14 protein-coding genes are annotated in these 15,643 nt (G+C 69.2%); 8 read left to right on the top strand and 6 right to left on the bottom strand.

The annotated features are described in order from the left end of the window. The 5 genes from mtrB to secA all read left to right on the top strand — a co-directional run bounded on the left by mtrB (nucleotide 1) and on the right by secA (nucleotide 9,006). Nucleotides 1–1,716: an MtrAB system histidine kinase MtrB gene (gene mtrB / locus ACLJQ7_RS40910; RefSeq protein WP_410653572.1), complete on the top strand. Its 1,716-nt coding sequence runs from the start codon at nucleotides 1–3 to the stop codon at nucleotides 1,714–1,716. After that, the gene (locus tag ACLJQ7_RS40905; RefSeq protein ID WP_410653571.1) at nucleotides 1,713–3,440 is read left to right on the top strand and encodes an LpqB family beta-propeller domain-containing protein; all 1,728 of its coding nucleotides are present in this window, start codon (nucleotides 1,713–1,715) and stop codon (nucleotides 3,438–3,440) included. Before mtrB ends, ACLJQ7_RS40905 begins: the two co-directional genes overlap by 4 nt. Before the next feature lie 620 nt (nucleotides 3,441–4,060). Beyond that, nucleotides 4,061–4,699, top strand: a complete 639-nt coding sequence (locus ACLJQ7_RS40900; RefSeq protein WP_410653570.1) for a ComF family protein — start codon at nucleotides 4,061–4,063, stop codon at nucleotides 4,697–4,699. A gap of 552 nt (nucleotides 4,700–5,251) precedes the next feature. Further along, a complete protein-coding gene (hpf, locus tag ACLJQ7_RS40895; protein ID WP_410653569.1) occupies nucleotides 5,252–5,941 on the top strand; it encodes a ribosome hibernation-promoting factor, HPF/YfiA family in 690 nt (229 codons plus the stop codon). A 233-nt stretch (nucleotides 5,942–6,174) separates the two neighbouring features. After that, complete coding sequence (gene secA / locus ACLJQ7_RS40890; RefSeq protein WP_410653568.1) at nucleotides 6,175–9,006, top strand: preprotein translocase subunit SecA; 2,832 nt, start codon at nucleotides 6,175–6,177, stop codon at nucleotides 9,004–9,006. A 228-nt stretch (nucleotides 9,007–9,234) separates the two neighbouring features. Here the strand turns inward: secA and ACLJQ7_RS40885 are convergent, their stop codons facing one another. Next, complete coding sequence (locus tag ACLJQ7_RS40885; protein ID WP_410653567.1) at nucleotides 9,235–9,738, bottom strand: Rv3235 family protein; 504 nt, start codon at nucleotides 9,736–9,738, stop codon at nucleotides 9,235–9,237. 112 nt (nucleotides 9,739–9,850) lie between these two features. Between ACLJQ7_RS40885 and ACLJQ7_RS40880 the strand changes: the two genes are divergently transcribed. Beyond that, nucleotides 9,851–10,255, top strand: coding sequence for an HAD-IA family hydrolase (locus ACLJQ7_RS40880; protein WP_410653566.1), 405 nt, complete (start codon nucleotides 9,851–9,853; stop codon nucleotides 10,253–10,255). Here the strand turns inward: ACLJQ7_RS40880 and ACLJQ7_RS40875 are convergent. Further along, nucleotides 10,230–11,009: a TrmH family RNA methyltransferase gene (locus ACLJQ7_RS40875; RefSeq protein ID WP_410653565.1), complete on the bottom strand. Its 780-nt coding sequence runs from the start codon at nucleotides 11,007–11,009 to the stop codon at nucleotides 10,230–10,232. The two genes, ACLJQ7_RS40880 and ACLJQ7_RS40875, sit on opposite strands and share 26 nt — an antisense overlap. A gap of 34 nt (nucleotides 11,010–11,043) precedes the next feature. On the opposite strand from ACLJQ7_RS40875, the gene ACLJQ7_RS40870 reads away from it, so the two are divergent. Both ACLJQ7_RS40870 and ACLJQ7_RS40865 read left to right on the top strand, forming a co-directional pair. Further along, nucleotides 11,044–12,450 (top strand): WS/DGAT/MGAT family O-acyltransferase, encoded by a 1,407-nt coding sequence (locus ACLJQ7_RS40870; protein WP_410653564.1) that lies wholly within the window; start codon nucleotides 11,044–11,046, stop codon nucleotides 12,448–12,450. Next, nucleotides 12,447–12,938, top strand: coding sequence for a DUF6912 family protein (locus ACLJQ7_RS40865; RefSeq protein WP_410653563.1), 492 nt, complete (start codon nucleotides 12,447–12,449; stop codon nucleotides 12,936–12,938). The genes ACLJQ7_RS40870 and ACLJQ7_RS40865 overlap by 4 nt, the downstream gene beginning before the upstream one ends. Before the next feature lie 10 nt (nucleotides 12,939–12,948). Here the strand turns inward: ACLJQ7_RS40865 and ACLJQ7_RS40860 are convergent, their stop codons facing one another. From ACLJQ7_RS40860 to ACLJQ7_RS40845, 4 genes are all read right to left on the bottom strand, one after another. Then, nucleotides 12,949–13,146, bottom strand: coding sequence for a hypothetical protein (locus ACLJQ7_RS40860; protein ID WP_410653562.1), 198 nt, complete (start codon nucleotides 13,144–13,146; stop codon nucleotides 12,949–12,951). Between the two features lie 89 nt (nucleotides 13,147–13,235). Continuing rightward, nucleotides 13,236–13,832, bottom strand: a complete 597-nt coding sequence (locus ACLJQ7_RS40855; RefSeq protein WP_410653561.1) for an NAD-dependent epimerase/dehydratase family protein — start codon at nucleotides 13,830–13,832, stop codon at nucleotides 13,236–13,238. Between the two features lie 61 nt (nucleotides 13,833–13,893). Beyond that, nucleotides 13,894–14,688, bottom strand: coding sequence for a hypothetical protein (locus ACLJQ7_RS40850; RefSeq protein WP_410653560.1), 795 nt, complete (start codon nucleotides 14,686–14,688; stop codon nucleotides 13,894–13,896). Nucleotides 14,689–14,759: 71 nt separating this feature from the next. Next, complete coding sequence (locus ACLJQ7_RS40845; RefSeq protein WP_410653559.1) at nucleotides 14,760–15,440, bottom strand: hypothetical protein; 681 nt, start codon at nucleotides 15,438–15,440, stop codon at nucleotides 14,760–14,762. Nucleotides 15,441–15,643 lie beyond the last annotated feature (203 nt).

Below are 15,643 nucleotides of genomic sequence, written 5' to 3'. Positions count from 1 at the left end.
ATGAACGGACGCTTGCGAAAGCTCGCCCAGACCACGATGCGCCACTTCCGGCGCATCGTGGTTTTCGTGCGCCGCAAGGTCGTCTCGTTCAACGAACTGTGGCGGCATTCGCTGCAGTTCCGGGTCACGGTGTCCACGCTGGCGCTGTCGTCGGCCGTGGTGTTCGTGCTGGGCATGGTGCTGCAGAACCAGATCACCGAACGGTTGCTGGAGACCAAGCAGAACGCGGCGATCGCGCAGACGAGGGCGGTCGTCGAGACCGCGGGCGGCGAACTGATCGGCGTCGGCACGGAAAGCCCCGAAGCGCTGGCCGCGCGGATGAAGAACGCGCTGAAGAAGATCACCAGCACGACGACCTCGCAGGACAGCGCAGGGTCGGCCGCCGGCACCTTCGAGCCGGTCCTGGCCGCGGGTGGCCGTGACCAGTCGAACAAGCCGGTGTTCGCGGGCCCCTACGACCGGGTCCCGGAGCGGCTGCGCCAGTTCGTGGAGACCGAGCAGGTCAGCCACCTGATCCACACGGTCACCGACGCCGACGGCGGCAAGACGACGTATCTGATCGTCGGCGCGCCGGTGAGCACGATGATCAACCCGCTCCAGCTCTACCTGCTGTACCCGCTCACCAGCGAGCAGAACACCGTCTCGACCGTGCAGAACACGCTGCTCGTCGGCGGACTCGTACTGCTGCTCCTGCTGGCCGGGATCACGAACCTGGTCACCAGGCAGGTGGTCCGCCCGGTCCGGCAGGCCGCCGCCGCGGCCGAACAGTTCGCGGGCGGGGAACTCGACCAGCGCCTCGCCGTGCTGGGTGAGGACGATCTCGCCAAACTCGCCGTGTCCTACAACGAGATGGCCGCGAGCATCCAGCGCCAGATCCGCCAGCTGGAGGAGTTCGGCGGGCTGCAGCGCCGGTTCACCTCCGACGTCTCGCACGAGCTGCGGACCCCGCTGACCACCGTCCGGATGGCCGCCGACGTCCTGCACGCGTCGCGCGAACAGTTCCCGGCCGGGCTCGCGCGCTCCACCGAACTGCTCGTCGACGAACTCGACCGGTTCGAGGCGCTGCTCGGCGACCTGCTGGAGATCAGCAGGCTCGACGCGGGCGTCGAGGAGCTCTCGGCCGAGCTGATCGACGTGCGGCCGATAGCGACCAGGGCCGTCGAACAGGTCCGGGTGATCGCGGGCAACGCGGGCAGCTCGGTCGAGCTGGTCCTGCCGGACGAGGAGGCGTACGCCGAGGTCGACGCCCGCCGCGTCGAGCGGATCCTGCGCAACCTGCTGGCGAACGCGGTGGACCACAGTGAAGGGAACCCGGTGGTGCTGACCCTCGCGGTCAACGAGACCGCGGTCGCCATCACCGTGCGGGATCACGGTGTCGGGCTGCGGCCGGGCGAAGCGGAACTGGTGTTCAACCGGTTCTGGCGGGCCGACCCGTCCCGTAACCGCCGGACCGGCGGCACCGGGCTCGGCCTCGCGATCAGCCAGGAGGACGCCCGGTTGCACGGCGGCGTGCTCGACGCGTGGGGCGAGACCGGCGACGGCGCCTGTTTCCGGCTCGCGCTGCCGCGGCGGCAGGACACGCCGATGGGGGAGAGCCCGCTGGTCCTGCCACCGCCCGATCACATTCCGACGGACACGCACGGGTCGTCCGCGCTGCTCGAAGTCCGGCCCGCCCCCGACGCGATCCTCGCCGAGCCAGAGGAGGTCGGCCGGTGAACCGGCTGCTGCCCCTGCTCGCGGTGTTCTTCCTGCTCGCGGGCTGCGCGAACATCCCGCTCGAATCCCAGCCCGTCGTCGTGTCCGGGGACAAAGCCGGGCAGGACGCGGCCGACGTCGCCGAGCCGGCGGCCGGGATCGACTCGCTGACCGTCACCCGCCAGTTCATCCGCAACTCCGCGACACCGGGCACGGCGAACGCCGACGCGCGGGTGTACCTCGACGAGGAAGGCCGGCGCAACTGGAAGCCGTCGCCAGGGCTGACGATCATCGACGACACCTTCGGCACCGTCTACGACACCGCGTCGCCGTCGGGGAACCCGGACGAGCAGCTGGTGAACGTCCGCGGGTTCAAACTCGGCAACCTGAGCCCCGACAGCGCGTTCATCCCGGTGAAGGCCGAGTACTCGCAGCAGTTCAAGCTGCGGAAGCAGCCGAACGGCCAATGGCGCATCGTCGACGCGCCGCAGGAACTCGCCGTCACCTATGAGGATTTCGCGCTCAACTACTTCCGGGTGCCGATCAGCTTCTACTCGCCCGACTCCGGCGCCTTCGTCCCCGACCTCCGCTACGTCGCGGCGAAACCGCAGGCCGGATTGCCCGGCCGGGTGATGGACCTGGTGTTGCAGGGACCGTCCGAAGGGCTGAAGGGCGCGGTCAAGGATCTGCTCGGCGACCAGGTCACCACCGAAAGCAACGTCCGCAGCACGGACGACGGGACACTGGACATCAACCTGACCGGTGTCGGCGGGGCCAGCCCCGCGGACCGGAACCTGATCGCCGCGCAGATCGTCCTCTCGCTGCAGACGGTGACGCTGAGCCGGATCAGGCTACTGGCCGACGGCAGCGCGCTGGTGCCGGATCACGAGTACTGGCGTGCCAGCGAGCTGCCCAACTACAACGTGGACATCGCGCCCAACTCGGAACTGCAGGGACTGATGACCGTGAACGGCCGGGTCCGGTCGCTCGAGAACGGGCAGCCGGTCGGCGGGCCCGCGGGCAACGGCGGGTACAAGGTCGTCAGCGCCGCGCAGTCCGTCGACGGGAAACGGCTCGCGGTGGTCGAAGAACGCGACGGCAGGCAGTGGCTCCGGGTCGGCGATTTCGGGCACGAGCTGGCTTCGGTGGACCTGTTCGGCGGCAGCCTGAGCCGCCCGACCTGGCGGCCGGTCGCCCGTGGCGGCGGGGTCTCCGGCGAGGTCTGGACGGTCGTCGACCACAACACCGTCGCCAGGGTCACCCTGGCCGCAGACGGCCGCTGGGTGAAGGCCGGCGTCGACGCGACCATGCTCACCGGCCTCGGCCAGATCACCGAACTGCGCCTTTCGCGCGACGGTTCGCGGCTGGCCGCGGTGGTCAACGGGCAGCTGGTGGTCGCCTCGATCGTGCGGACGGCGGACTCGGTGGCCCTGCGGGCGCCGCGGAAACTGCAGGAACGCGACCTCAAGGACGTCGTCGACGTCGACTGGGCGACCCAGGACCACCTGATCGCCGCGACGTCGTCGACCTCGCTGCCGGTGGTCAAGGTGCCGCTGGACGGGCAGCGGATGGACGCTTTCAACAGCTCGAACCTGACCCCGCCCGTGCACGGTGTCACCGCGGCGCCGAGCAGGCAGAACCTGGTCGCGGACGCGGGCGGGTTGTGGGTCGCCTCCGAGCTGGGCGAAGTCTGGCGGCCGCAGGCGCACACCGTCACCGACGCGGACCCGTTCTACCCGGGCTGAGTGGTCGCCCAAGTACATGAAGGCCCCCTTCCTTGCGCTAGACGCAAGGAAGGGGGCCTTTATGTACTTGGGCAGGTGTGAGGTCGCTTCGCGATACTTCGGGCGGGCTCGCACGTTGCGAAAGCCACTTTCGCAACGTTGAAGGTTGCGAAAGTGGCTTTCGCAACGCCGACCGGCGCCACACGAGCCCCTGCAGCCCCTCCAGTGGGGAGCAAGGGACCTTTAGTACCGCTAGCTTTCCTAGCGGCGCTACTAACCCGATCGGGGCGACAGAAGGCCGTGAAGGCCTCCTTGAGGGACTCTGGGTCCCTCAAGGAGGCCTTCACGGATCGGCCCAGGCGTACGAAGGGCGGCGAAGCCCCCGAAGCGCGTGAAGCCCCGAAGCCCCCGAAGCGCCTGAAGCCTCTAACTAAAGCCCCCCGAAGCATCTGAAGCCGCCGAAGCCCCGAAGCCGCCGAGGCCCCCGAGGCCCCTAAAGCACCTGAAGCACCTGAAGCGCCTGAGGCCTTCTCCAAAACTGCGCCCATGACCGGTCCCCTTAGGACGAAAAGGGTCCAAACCGGACCTCTCACGACACAACGCGACCCGGAACTGTCGGAGCCCCGTCCGACACTCGCCCCATGTCCAAACTCCTGGATCTCCTCATCCCCGCCCGCTGCGCGTCTTGCGGAGCACCGGGCGCGCCCTGTTGCGCCGCTTGCCAGACCGTTTGGGGCTCGCTCAGCGAGATCGCCCGTGGTCCGACCGCCGGTCTCGTGCCCGTGTACGCCCTGGCCCCGTACGCCGACGAGGCCCGTCGCCTGATCCTCGCCTACAAGGAACGCGGTCGCCGCGACCTCGCCCCTTCCTTCGGGCGGGCGATCGCCGAAGCCCTCGTCCAGCTGCCCGATCCGGAGCCCGAACCTTGTCTCGTCCCGGTCCCTTCGCGACGGCACGCCTCCCGTGTGCGCGGCGGCCCGCACGTCCGGCGCGTCGCCGAGGAATGCGTGAAAGTGCTGGCGGCCAAGGGAAACCACGCGACCGTGGCACCGGTCCTCAGACTCGGAGCCGGTGCTCGTGACGCCGTGGGACTCACGCGCGCCGAGCGGGTGTCGAACCTGGACGGACGCCTTCGCCTGGTCCCGGGACTCCGTCCGGGCAAGGTCGTTCTCCTTGACGACGTCATCACAACCGGAGCGACCGCCGCCGCTTGTACGCGCTTTTTGGACATAAGCGGAATTCACGTTTCCGCGGTGGTGGCGCTGGCCGCCGCCGGGTGATCGGGCCGTCACCTACAAGAGTGATGAATGATCGGGAACGGGAATGGGTACAAGGGCGTTGACGGGATATGCGGGAGCTTGAGGGGAACACTCCGACGGCCCGCCACTCCACCGGGGTGGCGGCGGATTCCCTCGGGTGCGGTGCCCTCGGCACCCTCCGCGTTTTCCCGTCCGAAGGCTTGCGCCGTCCGCGTGAAAACAAATCACGGGGACGGTGCCCGACAGGCCGGATCGTCGCGCTGGCCGCACGGTCTTCGTCGCGTGCGGTGACGAGGTCTCACGTCGTGATATCCCCCGGCTCGGGGGCTGTTGCTCGCGGCGTGATGCAGCTAACGTGCAGCGCTATCAGCAATCCCGGCAGGCAGGGAGGTGACCAGCCCATGTCCCTGGCGCCGGAGCCGCGCTGAGTCCGCGCTCAGGCATCCGACACGAGACGTCGTGCCCGTATGCCGAGTTCTCTCATCGCCCGCGATCCGGGCTTCGTCCCCGCATTACCGGCGCCCTGGTGAACACATCTACAGCTCGCAGTCATTTCAGCGAGGGAGGTCGTGTATGGACATCGTCGTTAAGGGCCGCAACGTGGAGGTGCCCGACCACTATCGGGCACTCGTCAGCGAAAAGCTGGCCCGGCTAGAGCGCTACGACAAGAAGGTCATCCGTTACGACGTGGAGCTCTTCCACGAGCCCAATCGCCGGCAGTCGAAGAACTGCCAGCGCGTCGAAATCACCGGTAAGGGCCGAGGCCCCGCCGTACGCGCCGAAGCGTGTGCCGGCGACTTCTACGCAGCGCTGGATTCCGCACTGAACAAGCTCGAAAACAGATTGCGGAAGACACACGACCGCCGGCGCGTGCACTACGGCCGCAGCCGCCCGGAATCCGTCGCCGAGGCGACTTCGCTGGCGGCCGCCGGTGGAATGACCACCGACACCCGACATCTGGCGGGTACCGCTGTGCTCGAAGCGCCGGAGGCCGAACCCATGGCCAACGGTTTCGCTGTCGAGAGCGGTGACTTCGAGATGCCCCAGCAGCAGCGCTGGGATGACGGGGTGACCGAACACCAGCCCGGTCGCATCGTCCGCGAGAAGAAGCACGACGCGGAGCCCATGACGGTCGACCAGGCTCTCTACGAGATGGAACTGGTCGGTCACGACTTCTATCTGTTCAACGACTCCGACGCCGGGTGCCCGAGCGTCGTCTATCGGAGGCGAGGCTTCGACTACGGCGTCATCCGGCTGAGTTAGCCGGCCCCACGTCCAGAGGGCGGCCCGCACGCGTCCCGTGCGGGCCGCCGTCATGTCCGGATCAGGCGTGGTGCGGCCTCGTCCCGTCAGGTACCGACCGACGGTGCGTGCGCGAACACCGAGGTGTTCCCTACGATGGGGGCGGACGGTGGTGCGTTACCAGGCGCCACCGCGTACGAGATTGCCCGGGACCGGCTCGGGTGCGATCACAATCAGCTAGTGAGGTCGACCGGATGGTGCTGAACCGCCTGCTCCGCGCGGGCGAGGGCAAAATGGTGAAGCGGCTGCGACACATCGCCGATCACATCAACACCCTCGAAGACGACGTCAAGGACCTTTCGGACTCCGCACTGCGGGCCAAGACCGACGAGTTCCGTAAACGGCACGCGGACGGCGAGTCCCTCGACGACCTCCTGCCCGAGGCCTTCGCGGTGGCGAGGGAGGCGGCCTGGCGCGTGCTCGGCCAGCGGCCCTACGACGTCCAGCTGATGGGCGGCGCCGCGCTGCACCTCGGCCAGGTCTCCGAGATGAAGACCGGTGAGGGCAAGACCCTGACCCAGGTCCTCCCCGCGTACCTGAACGCCGTCTCCGGCAAGGGCGTGCACGTCATCACGGTGAACGACTACCTCGCCAAACGTGACGCCGAGTGGATGGGCCGTATCCACCGCTTCCTCGGCCTCGAGGTCGGGGTCATCCTGGCCGACCAGACGCCCGAGGTCCGCCGTCAGCAGTACGCCGCCGACATCACGCACGGCACGAACAACGAGTTCGGCTTCGACTACCTTCGCGACAACATGGCGTGGAGCCTCGAAGACTGCGTGCAGCGCGGCCACAACTTCGCGATCGTCGACGAGGTGGATTCCATCCTCATCGACGAGGCCAGGACGCCGCTGATCATCTCCGGCCCGGCCGACCAGTCCTCGCGCTGGTACATCGAGTTCGCGCGGATGACCCCGCTGATGAAGCCGGACGTCCACTACGAGGTGGACATCCGCAAGCGCACCGTCGGTGTCACCGAGAAGGGTGTCGCGTTCGTCGAGGACCAGCTCGGCATCGACAACCTCTACGAGGCCGCGAACACGCCGCTGGTCGGCTACCTGAACAACGCGCTGAAGGTCAAGGAGCTCTACAAGCGCGACAAGGACTACATCGTCCGCGACGGCGAAGTCCTCATCGTCGACGAGTTCACCGGCCGCATCCTGCACGGCCGCCGCTACAACGAGGGCATGCACCAGGCGATCGAGGCCAAGGAAGGCGTCGAGATCAAGGCCGAGAACCAGACGCTCGCCACGATCACGCTGCAGAACTACTTCCGGCTCTACGACAAGCTGGCGGGTATGACCGGTACCGCCGAGACCGAGGCGGCCGAGTTCCACCAGACCTACAAGCTGGGTGTGGTGCCGATCCCGACCAACAAGCCGATGGTCCGCGCCGACCAGGCCGACCTGATCTACAAGACCGAGCAGGCCAAGTTCGAGGCCGTCGCCGAGGACATCGCCGAGCGGCACGAGAAGGGCCAGCCGGTGCTGGTCGGCACCACGAGTGTCGAGAAGTCCGAGCATCTGTCGAAGCTGCTGCTCAAGCTGGGTGTCCCGCACGAGGTCCTCAACGCGAAGCACCACGACCGGGAGGCGCTGATCGTCGCCCGCGCCGGGCGCAAGGGCGCGGTCACGGTCGCCACCAACATGGCCGGCCGCGGTACCGACATCGTGCTCGGTGGCAACCCGGACCTCATCGCCGACGAGGTGCTGCGTGAGCGCGGTCTCGACCCGGTGGAGCACTCCGAGGAGTACGAGGCCGCCTGGCCGAAGGTGCTCGAGGAGATCCAGGCCGAGACCAAGGCCGAGGCCGACGAGGTCCGCGAAGCGGGCGGGCTGTACGTGCTCGGTACGGAGCGGCACGAGTCCCGCCGCATCGACAACCAGCTCCGCGGTCGTTCCGGTCGTCAGGGCGACCCGGGCGAGTCCCGGTTCTACCTGTCGCTCGGCGACGAGCTCATGCGCCGCTTCAACGCGACGATGGTCGAGCGGGTCATGACCACCATGCGGCTGCCGGACGACGTGCCGATCGAGCACAAGATGGTCTCCAAGGCGATCAAGAGCGCTCAGACGCAGGTCGAGCAGCAGAACATGGAGATCCGCAAGAACGTCCTCAAGTACGACGAGGTCATGAACGAGCAGCGCAAGGTGATCTACGCCGAGCGCCTGCGCGTCCTCGAGGGCGAGGATCTCCGCGAGCAGATCGAGCACATGCTGGTCGACGTCATCAACGCGTACGTCACCGAAGAGACCGCCACGGGCTACTCCGAGGACTGGGACCACGAGAAGCTGTGGACGGCGCTGAAGCAGCTGTACCCGGTCAAGGTCAGCTGGGAAGAGCTCACCGAGGACGACGACCTCGACGCCGACAAGCTGCGTGAGGCGCTGCTCGAAGACGCCCACCGCGCGTACGACGAGCGCGAAGCCGAGATCGACGCGAAGGTCGGCGAAGGCGCGATGCGCAGCCTGGAGCGCCAGGTGATGCTCACCGTGCTCGACCGCAAGTGGCGTGAGCACCTCTACGAGATGGACTATCTCAAGGAGGGCATCGGCATGCGGGCCCTGGCGCAGCGCGACCCGGTCATCGAGTACCAGCGCGAGGGCTACGACATGTTCCGCGCGATGCTGGAGTCGTTGAAGGAGGAGGCCGTCGGCTTCCTGTTCAACCTTCAGGTCGAGCAGGCCGAGCCCGCCGCGCCGTCACCGGAGTCGGCGTCCGCGCTGCCCGCCGGTGTCGGTTCCGGGAACGGCCAGGCCGCCAACGGTGACGGCAGGCACGCCCGCCCGACGCCTCCGCAGGCACCGGCGACCGACACCGAGTCCGTGCCGTCCGCCTTGCGGGGCAAGGGACTCGGCGGTGGTTCGCAGTCCGGGCTGACCATGTCGGGCCCGTCCGAGGACGGTGGCGTCGAGTCGCATTCGGACAGTGCCGGTAGCGCCGGTGGTGACCAGAGCGGAACCCGCCGGGAGCGTCGCGCCGCGCAGCGCGCCTCCCAGAAGAAGGGCAAGAAGGGCCCGCGCCGCTAACCGCCCCAAGCGCGTGAAGGCCCCCTTCCCTCGGCTCAGCCGAGGGAAGGGGGCCTTCACGCGTATCACCCGCGTCCGTGCGCTTCACGGGCGTCAGTCGGGCCCGATCGGCGGCGCGGGGTGTTGCGAAAGCCACTTTCGCAACCTTCAACGTTGCGAAAGTGGCTTTCACAACATGGCCACCGGACAGCTGCGAGCCGCCCGCCCGCGCAGCGGCCTTCACGCGCATCAGGCCGCGAGCGCCGAGACCCGGCGCGGCGGCTTCAGCAGGTGGAAGCGGGTGCACACCCAGCCCGACGGTGTCCGTTCGAAGCGGGCGGCCAGCGCGAGGCAGCGTCCGTTCTGCTCGACGGTCGCGCAGGCTTCGACGACGCCGTCCGCCGGATGCCCCAGATGGACCGACTTCGGCCGATAACCGCCCGCGGGACGGCGACGGCCGCTGTCGAGCAGCGCGCTGTGCAGTGCGGGGTCGAGGATGGGCCGCACCTGCACCGCGGGACGACGCCCGTCACAGGCTTCGAGGATGGTGGTCAGCAGCCTGCCGACCTGCCGTCGGTCCGGGGTGTCCGGTCCCGGCTGTGGTTCCTCCACGATGGCTTCGCCGAACAGCGGCAGATCCAGCACGAGCTGGTTGTCCGGCGCCGCCGCCCGGTGCACCAGGCCGTCCGGCCTGCCCGCGACCCGGTACGGCGGCTCACACGGTTCAAGCCGTCTCAGTACGTACGACTTCATCTGACAGTCCCCCTCCGCGGCCCCTTCGGCCGCGCCCAGCAACTAAGGGGCGGGCGGTGGGCCGAGCCGAGACAAGGACCGCCCGAGAGGATGAACCGGGCGGTGATCGCTTGTGTACGGTGGGCCGGTGTTGAAAGGGCTGGTCATCGACTACGTCGGGGTGCTCACGGACGACGGCGCGGACGAGCTGTACGCCTTCCTGCTCGCGGCGCGGGAGCGCGGCATCAAAACGGCCTTGCTCTCGAACGCTCCCGGCGCGTCGGACGACGCCAAACGGTCGCTCGGCCCGTTCTTCGACGCGCTCGTCTTCTCCGGCGAGGTCGGCGTGGCCAAACCCGAACGCGAGGTCTACCTGCTCACCGCGGGGCTGCTCGACCTGCCCGCCGGCCGGTGCGTGTTCGTCGACGACGCCGCGCACAACGTCCGCGCGGCGGTGGCGGCCGGGATGGCGGGGGTGCACCACACGTCGGTCGAGGAGACGCTGTCCGAGCTCAGAGCCTTGTTCCCGAAGCCTTAGCCCGGCGCACCAGCTCGAAGGACAGCACCGCGGCGGCGGCCGAGACGTTCAGCGACTCGACCTCGCCCGGCATCGGGATCGACACCCATTCCGACACCAGTTCGCCGACCTCGGCGCCGACGCCGTTCGTCTCCCCGCCCAGCACGAACGCCGCGCGCTGCGGCAGCTCGACGTCGAACACCGAACTCCGGGCGGAAGCGCCCAGCGCGAAGATCCCGTAGCCGGCTTCGGTGAGCATTTCGGCCGCCTCACGCGCGCTGCCGCAGCGCAGCACCGGCGCGCGGAACGCGACCCCGGCCGAAGCCTTGACCACCATCGGGTCGAGCGCGGCGACCCCGCGCCGCGGCACCACGACCCCGTCCAGCCCGGCCGCGGTCGCCGTGCGCAGGATCATCCCGACGTTGGCCGGGGTGGTGATGCCGTCGAGCAGCAGCACCCGCGACGGCGGCCTGCCGTCGGACAGGGCCGCGTGCAGCGAGCGCATCCGCGGGGCGACGACGTCGGCCAGCACGCCCTGGTCCTGTTTGCCGTTGCCGGCCAGCACCTTGACCCGATGCGCGCTCGCGCGTTGCACCGGCACCCCGGCGGCCTTGGCGGCACGCTGGATCTCGGCGGCGTTCGGCCCGCGCACGGTGTCGGCGAGGATCACCTTGTCCACCTCGAGCGCCGCGTCGTCCAAGGCCTCGAGCACCGGTTTGCGCCCGTACACCGTCAGGAACCGGTCCTTCGGCGAGATCACCGACTCATCACCCACACCGGCGAGTGTCCCACTGTGTAAGGATCGGCCCATGCCCGACCGCCTCTCCGCGCTGGACGCCTCGTTCCTCTACGTGGAAGACCACTCGACCCCGATGCACGTCGGCGGGGTGGCGATCTTCGAGCGGCCGCGCGACGGCTTCACCCACGAGCAGCTGCTTGACCTGATCGGCCAGCGCCTCGCGTACCTGCCGCGCTACCGGCAGCGGGTGCTGGAGGTGCCGGGGCATCTCGCCCGGCCGGTGTGGGTCGACGACGTCGACTTCGACCTCAACTACCACGTCCGCCGGTCCGCGCTGCCGCAGCCGGGTTCCGACGGTCAGCTGTTCGACCTCGTGGCGCGGCTGATGTCGAGGCGGCTCGACCCGGGGAGGCCGCTCTGGGAGGCGTATTTCGTCGAGGGCCTCGCGGGCGACCGCGTCGCGCTGGTGACCAAGACGCACCAGTCCGTCGTGGACGGGATAGGCACCATCGAGATCGGGCAGCTGATCCTCGACGCCACCCCGCAGGAGCCGGAACCGTTCGACGACACCTGGCATCCGCGCCGGGAACCGAGTCGCACACAGCTGATCCTCGACGCGGTCGCCGAGACCGTGCAGCGGCCGACGGAGCTGGTGGAGAACGTCCGCTCCATCGCCCACGACGCCACCGCGATGGCGGGCAAGGTCACCGAAACGGTCGGTGACGTCGCTTCGGCGCTGAAGACCATGGTGAGTCCGGCGCCGTCGGGGCCGCTCAACGTCCGCACCTCCGGCGGCCGCATGTTCGCCGTGGTCCGGACGCGGCTGGAGGATTTCCGCAAGGTCCGCGCCGCGCACGGCGGCACGGTCAACGACGTCGTGCTCGCCGCGATCACCGGCGCGCTGCGGGAATGGCTGCTCTCCCGCGGCTCGAACCTGACCGCGACGACCACCGTGCGCGCACTGGTGCCGATGGCCGTCCGCGACGCCGAGACGGCCGAGTACTCGACGCCCGCACTGGTCGGGAACCAGGTCGACGCCTATCTGGTCGATCTCCCGGTCGGGGAGCCGAACGCGGTCCTGCGGTTGCAGCACATCGGCCACGCGATGGCGGACCACCTCGACTCCGGCCGTTCGGTCGCCGCGCGCGGGCTGCTGACGGTCGGCGGGTTCGCCCCGGCGACGCTGCATTCGCTGGGCGCGCGGGCGGCAGGGTCGATGTCGGGACGCATCTTCAACGTGCTGATCACGAACTCACCGGGCCCGCAGGTGCCGCTCTACGCGGGACAGGCGAAGATGGTGGAGATGTTCCCGGTCATGCCGCTGGTGCGAAATCAGGCGCTGGCGATCGGGGTCACCTCGTATCACGGGGGTGTCTACTTCGGACTGAACGGCGACCGCAAGGCCGTGTCCGATGTGGACCTGCTCGCCGGGATGATCGAGGAATCGTTGGAAGAGCTGAAGGGTGCGCACTGGTGAGGGTCTATCTACCGGCGACGATCGCGATGCTCCGTGAGCTCGAAACCACCGGCGAGTTCCGGGCGCGGAGTGGGACGGGATTCGCGCTGACCCCGGCGCTGCGGGAGTCCTACGCCAGCGGATCCGACGAAGAGCTCGAGTACGCCGCGCTGCTCGACGCCGCGAGGGCGTCGCTCCGGCTGATCGAGGCCGAGGAGAAGCCCGAGCCGCGGCGCGTGGTGATCTCGGCCGACGTCGACGAGGTCACGCTGCGCCCGGATCTCGACGCCGCCGTCGTCCGGCTGTCCGGGCCGGTGAAGATCGCCGACGTGGCCGCGATCCACGTCGACGCGGCCGAAGCGGCCGAGTCCGTGCAGGCCGCCGCCGCGGTGATCGACCAGGCCGACCTCGGCGACCCGGACGCGGAGTTCACCCTCGGCGACGCCGAAGACCACGAACTCGCCTGGTACGCGCCCCAAGAGCTCCCGTTCCTGCTGGAACTCCTCTAGCCCCTCCGCGTCAGAACCAGGACGGGCCGGGCACCGGGCGCTCGGGGCGCCAGCCGGTCGCTTCGGTGAGCCGGGTCGAGACGACGCGCTGCGAGCGCGCCAGCACCGCCATCAGGCCCAGCCGGCTCGCCAGCCACTTCGGCAGCGCGCGCGGACGGCGGACACCGGCCGCCGAGGCCATCGCCTCGCCGAGTTCCTGTTTCCGCACCGGATCCGCGGCCAGGTTGTAGACGCCGCTCGGCGCCCGCAGCGCCGCTATCGCGCCGGCCGCCGCGTCGTCCGGGTGGATCGCCGCGGTCAGTCGGTCCGGCGGCCGATGATCAGCGGCGAACCGCGCCGCGCGGCCGCCAGCATCGTCGTGGTCATCGGGTCGTCGGCGACCAGGAGCCCGATCCGCAGCCGGATCGCGGTCCGCCCCTCGTCCGCCAGTTCCGCGATGTTCGCGTGCGCCTCCGTCGAAGACGCGATATTGCCGCGCGGCGCGAGGGGCGCGTCCTCGTCCAGTTCCTCGTCGCCGCCGTCGGCGTAGACGAACGAAATCCCTTCCTGCACCACGATTCCCACCTCTCCGACCCGTCGCACGGCGTCGGCCAGGGTTCGGCTGCCGGTGATCCGCACGCGGTCGTTCTCGGCCCAGCCGGACAACGTCATCGCGTGGCGCGCGTCCGGGATGCGGGTCGCGACGTTCAGCACCGCGTCGTGCCCGTTCAGCGCGCCCGCCAGGGAATCGACGTCGAACAGCGAACCCCGCACCGGTTTCGCGCCGGTCGCGCGCACAGCCGCGACGCGGTCCTCACCGCGGGCCAGCCCGCTCACCTCGTGACCTTCGGCCAGCAGCCGCCGCACCAGCGGACGCCCCAGCACCCCGGTCGCCCCGATCACCATCACACGCATGTTCGTTCCTCCTGTCCCGCCTTCACGAGAGGGACGAGACGCGCGCGGAGAACGTGACAGGTCAGCCCGCCGGGATCTCCCCGATCTCCTCCGGCGGCGGCGCCTGGATGTCGGCCTGCGTGCCCCATTCGCTGTAGCGCGTGACGATCCGGGCCATCGCGCTGTCCGGGACACCCGATGCGGCGAGAACCGGCGCGAGGTCGAGCACGATCCGCACCGGCCGGTGTGCGTCGTCGAGCCAGATCTCCATGGGGATCTTCCCGAGTTTCCCCTGTAGTTCCCCGACGGCCTCGGCCGACAACCCGGCGGGAAGATCACCGCCCAGCGCGGCCATGTCGACGTCCAGCCGGTAGCGCTCGGCGGGGACCCCGTCGAGTTCGGTGTGCCCGGATTCGACGAGGGTGCCGGCCTTCCGCACCTGGTCGAGCGTGCGGCCAGGATCGTTCTGCTTCGTCAGCTGGTCGATACTGCCGCCGGCGACCTGCGAAAACGGGTCCGCGCCGTCGGGGGAGACCTTCACCCACGGCTTCCCGCCGGGGACCTCCTCACGGGCGGCGTCCGGGACCTTGGCGAAGACGATCTTGTCGACGAGGCGGAGTTCGAGAGGCTCGCCGAGGAAGTCCGTGGTCATGGCCAGCGCGGTGCCCGTCCCCGCGACCTTCGCCTCTCCCTGGCTCTTCGATCGCATCGTGCCCGCGGTGACCTCGGTGACGAACTTCGCGGCCTTTCCGTCCATGGCGGACGTGGCTCCGTCGGCGAGTGCGCGGGCATCGGCGAACGCCACGGCTCCGCTGTCGCACGCGCCGAGCAGCGCGCCGAGTACGAGCACGACGGTGGACAGGGCCGTTTTCCGCATGAGGACCTGCTTTCAAAGGCGGGTACCCAAGCGAAACACAACCGCGGTCCGCACCCCGTTCGGGGGACGGGTCAGCGGCTGTCGCCGACTGCTTCGGGCGGCGGCGCGATGATCACCACGTCGGAAGCCCAGCTTTCGTACTTGACCGTCGCCTTGCCCATGGTGACCTGCACCGGGCGTTGCTCGGCGTCCAGCCACACCTCGGCGGGGGCACCGCCGAGATCGAGGACGTAGTGCGTGGCAGCCGTGCCGTTCACGTCGGCCTGGCCGGATTTGGTGACCTTGCCCGATTTCGCGATCCGGTCGATCGTCCGGGTCGGATCCATCGTCTCGACGACGTTCGTCAGCAACGCGCCGTTGGCCGCGGAGAGCGCGTCCTTGCCGTCGGCGGTGATCTTGACCCATTCCTTGTCGGTCTTGAATTCCTGGACCTGGGTGTCCGACAGGTGGTAGTAGAGGACGCCGTCGGCGAAGATCAGGTCCCGTTTCTCACCGGCGATCTCGGCGACCATGGAGAACTTGCTGTTCGGCCCCTCGTAGAGCCCTGAACTGGTGACCACGACCTTGCGGCCGTCGTCGGCGGTGGTCTCGAGCGCGATCTTGGACGAGCGGGCCTTCTGCGTGCCCGCGGCGGCGGCCGAAGCCAGCTGCGCCGCGTCGTTCACCGGCTGTGCCGCCGGTTTCTCTTCGCCGGAACACCCGCCCAGCAGCAGGAGAGCGGTACAGACGACGGCGAATCCGGTGGCACGCATGGGACTCCCTCGGGTGAATGGTCTGTACCACTACCGTAGCGCCTGTCGCGTGAATTTCCACCGTCCGATGGTCCCGGAAGCGCGTGAAGGCCCCCTTCCCTCGGCTCAGCCGAGGGAAGGGGGCCTTCACGCGTGTCTCCCGGGTCAGTGCCCGGAGGTGATCTCCTTGCGGTCCTGAGAGGGCTCGCCACCGATGTCGTCGA

It is taken from the genome of Amycolatopsis sp. cmx-4-54, assembly GCF_046548895.1.
In the GTDB taxonomy this organism is placed as follows: Bacteria; Actinomycetota; Actinomycetes; order Mycobacteriales; family Pseudonocardiaceae; genus Amycolatopsis.
The sequence above is the reverse complement of the archived record's forward strand: the minus strand, read 5'-3'. Positions and strand labels throughout refer to the sequence as shown.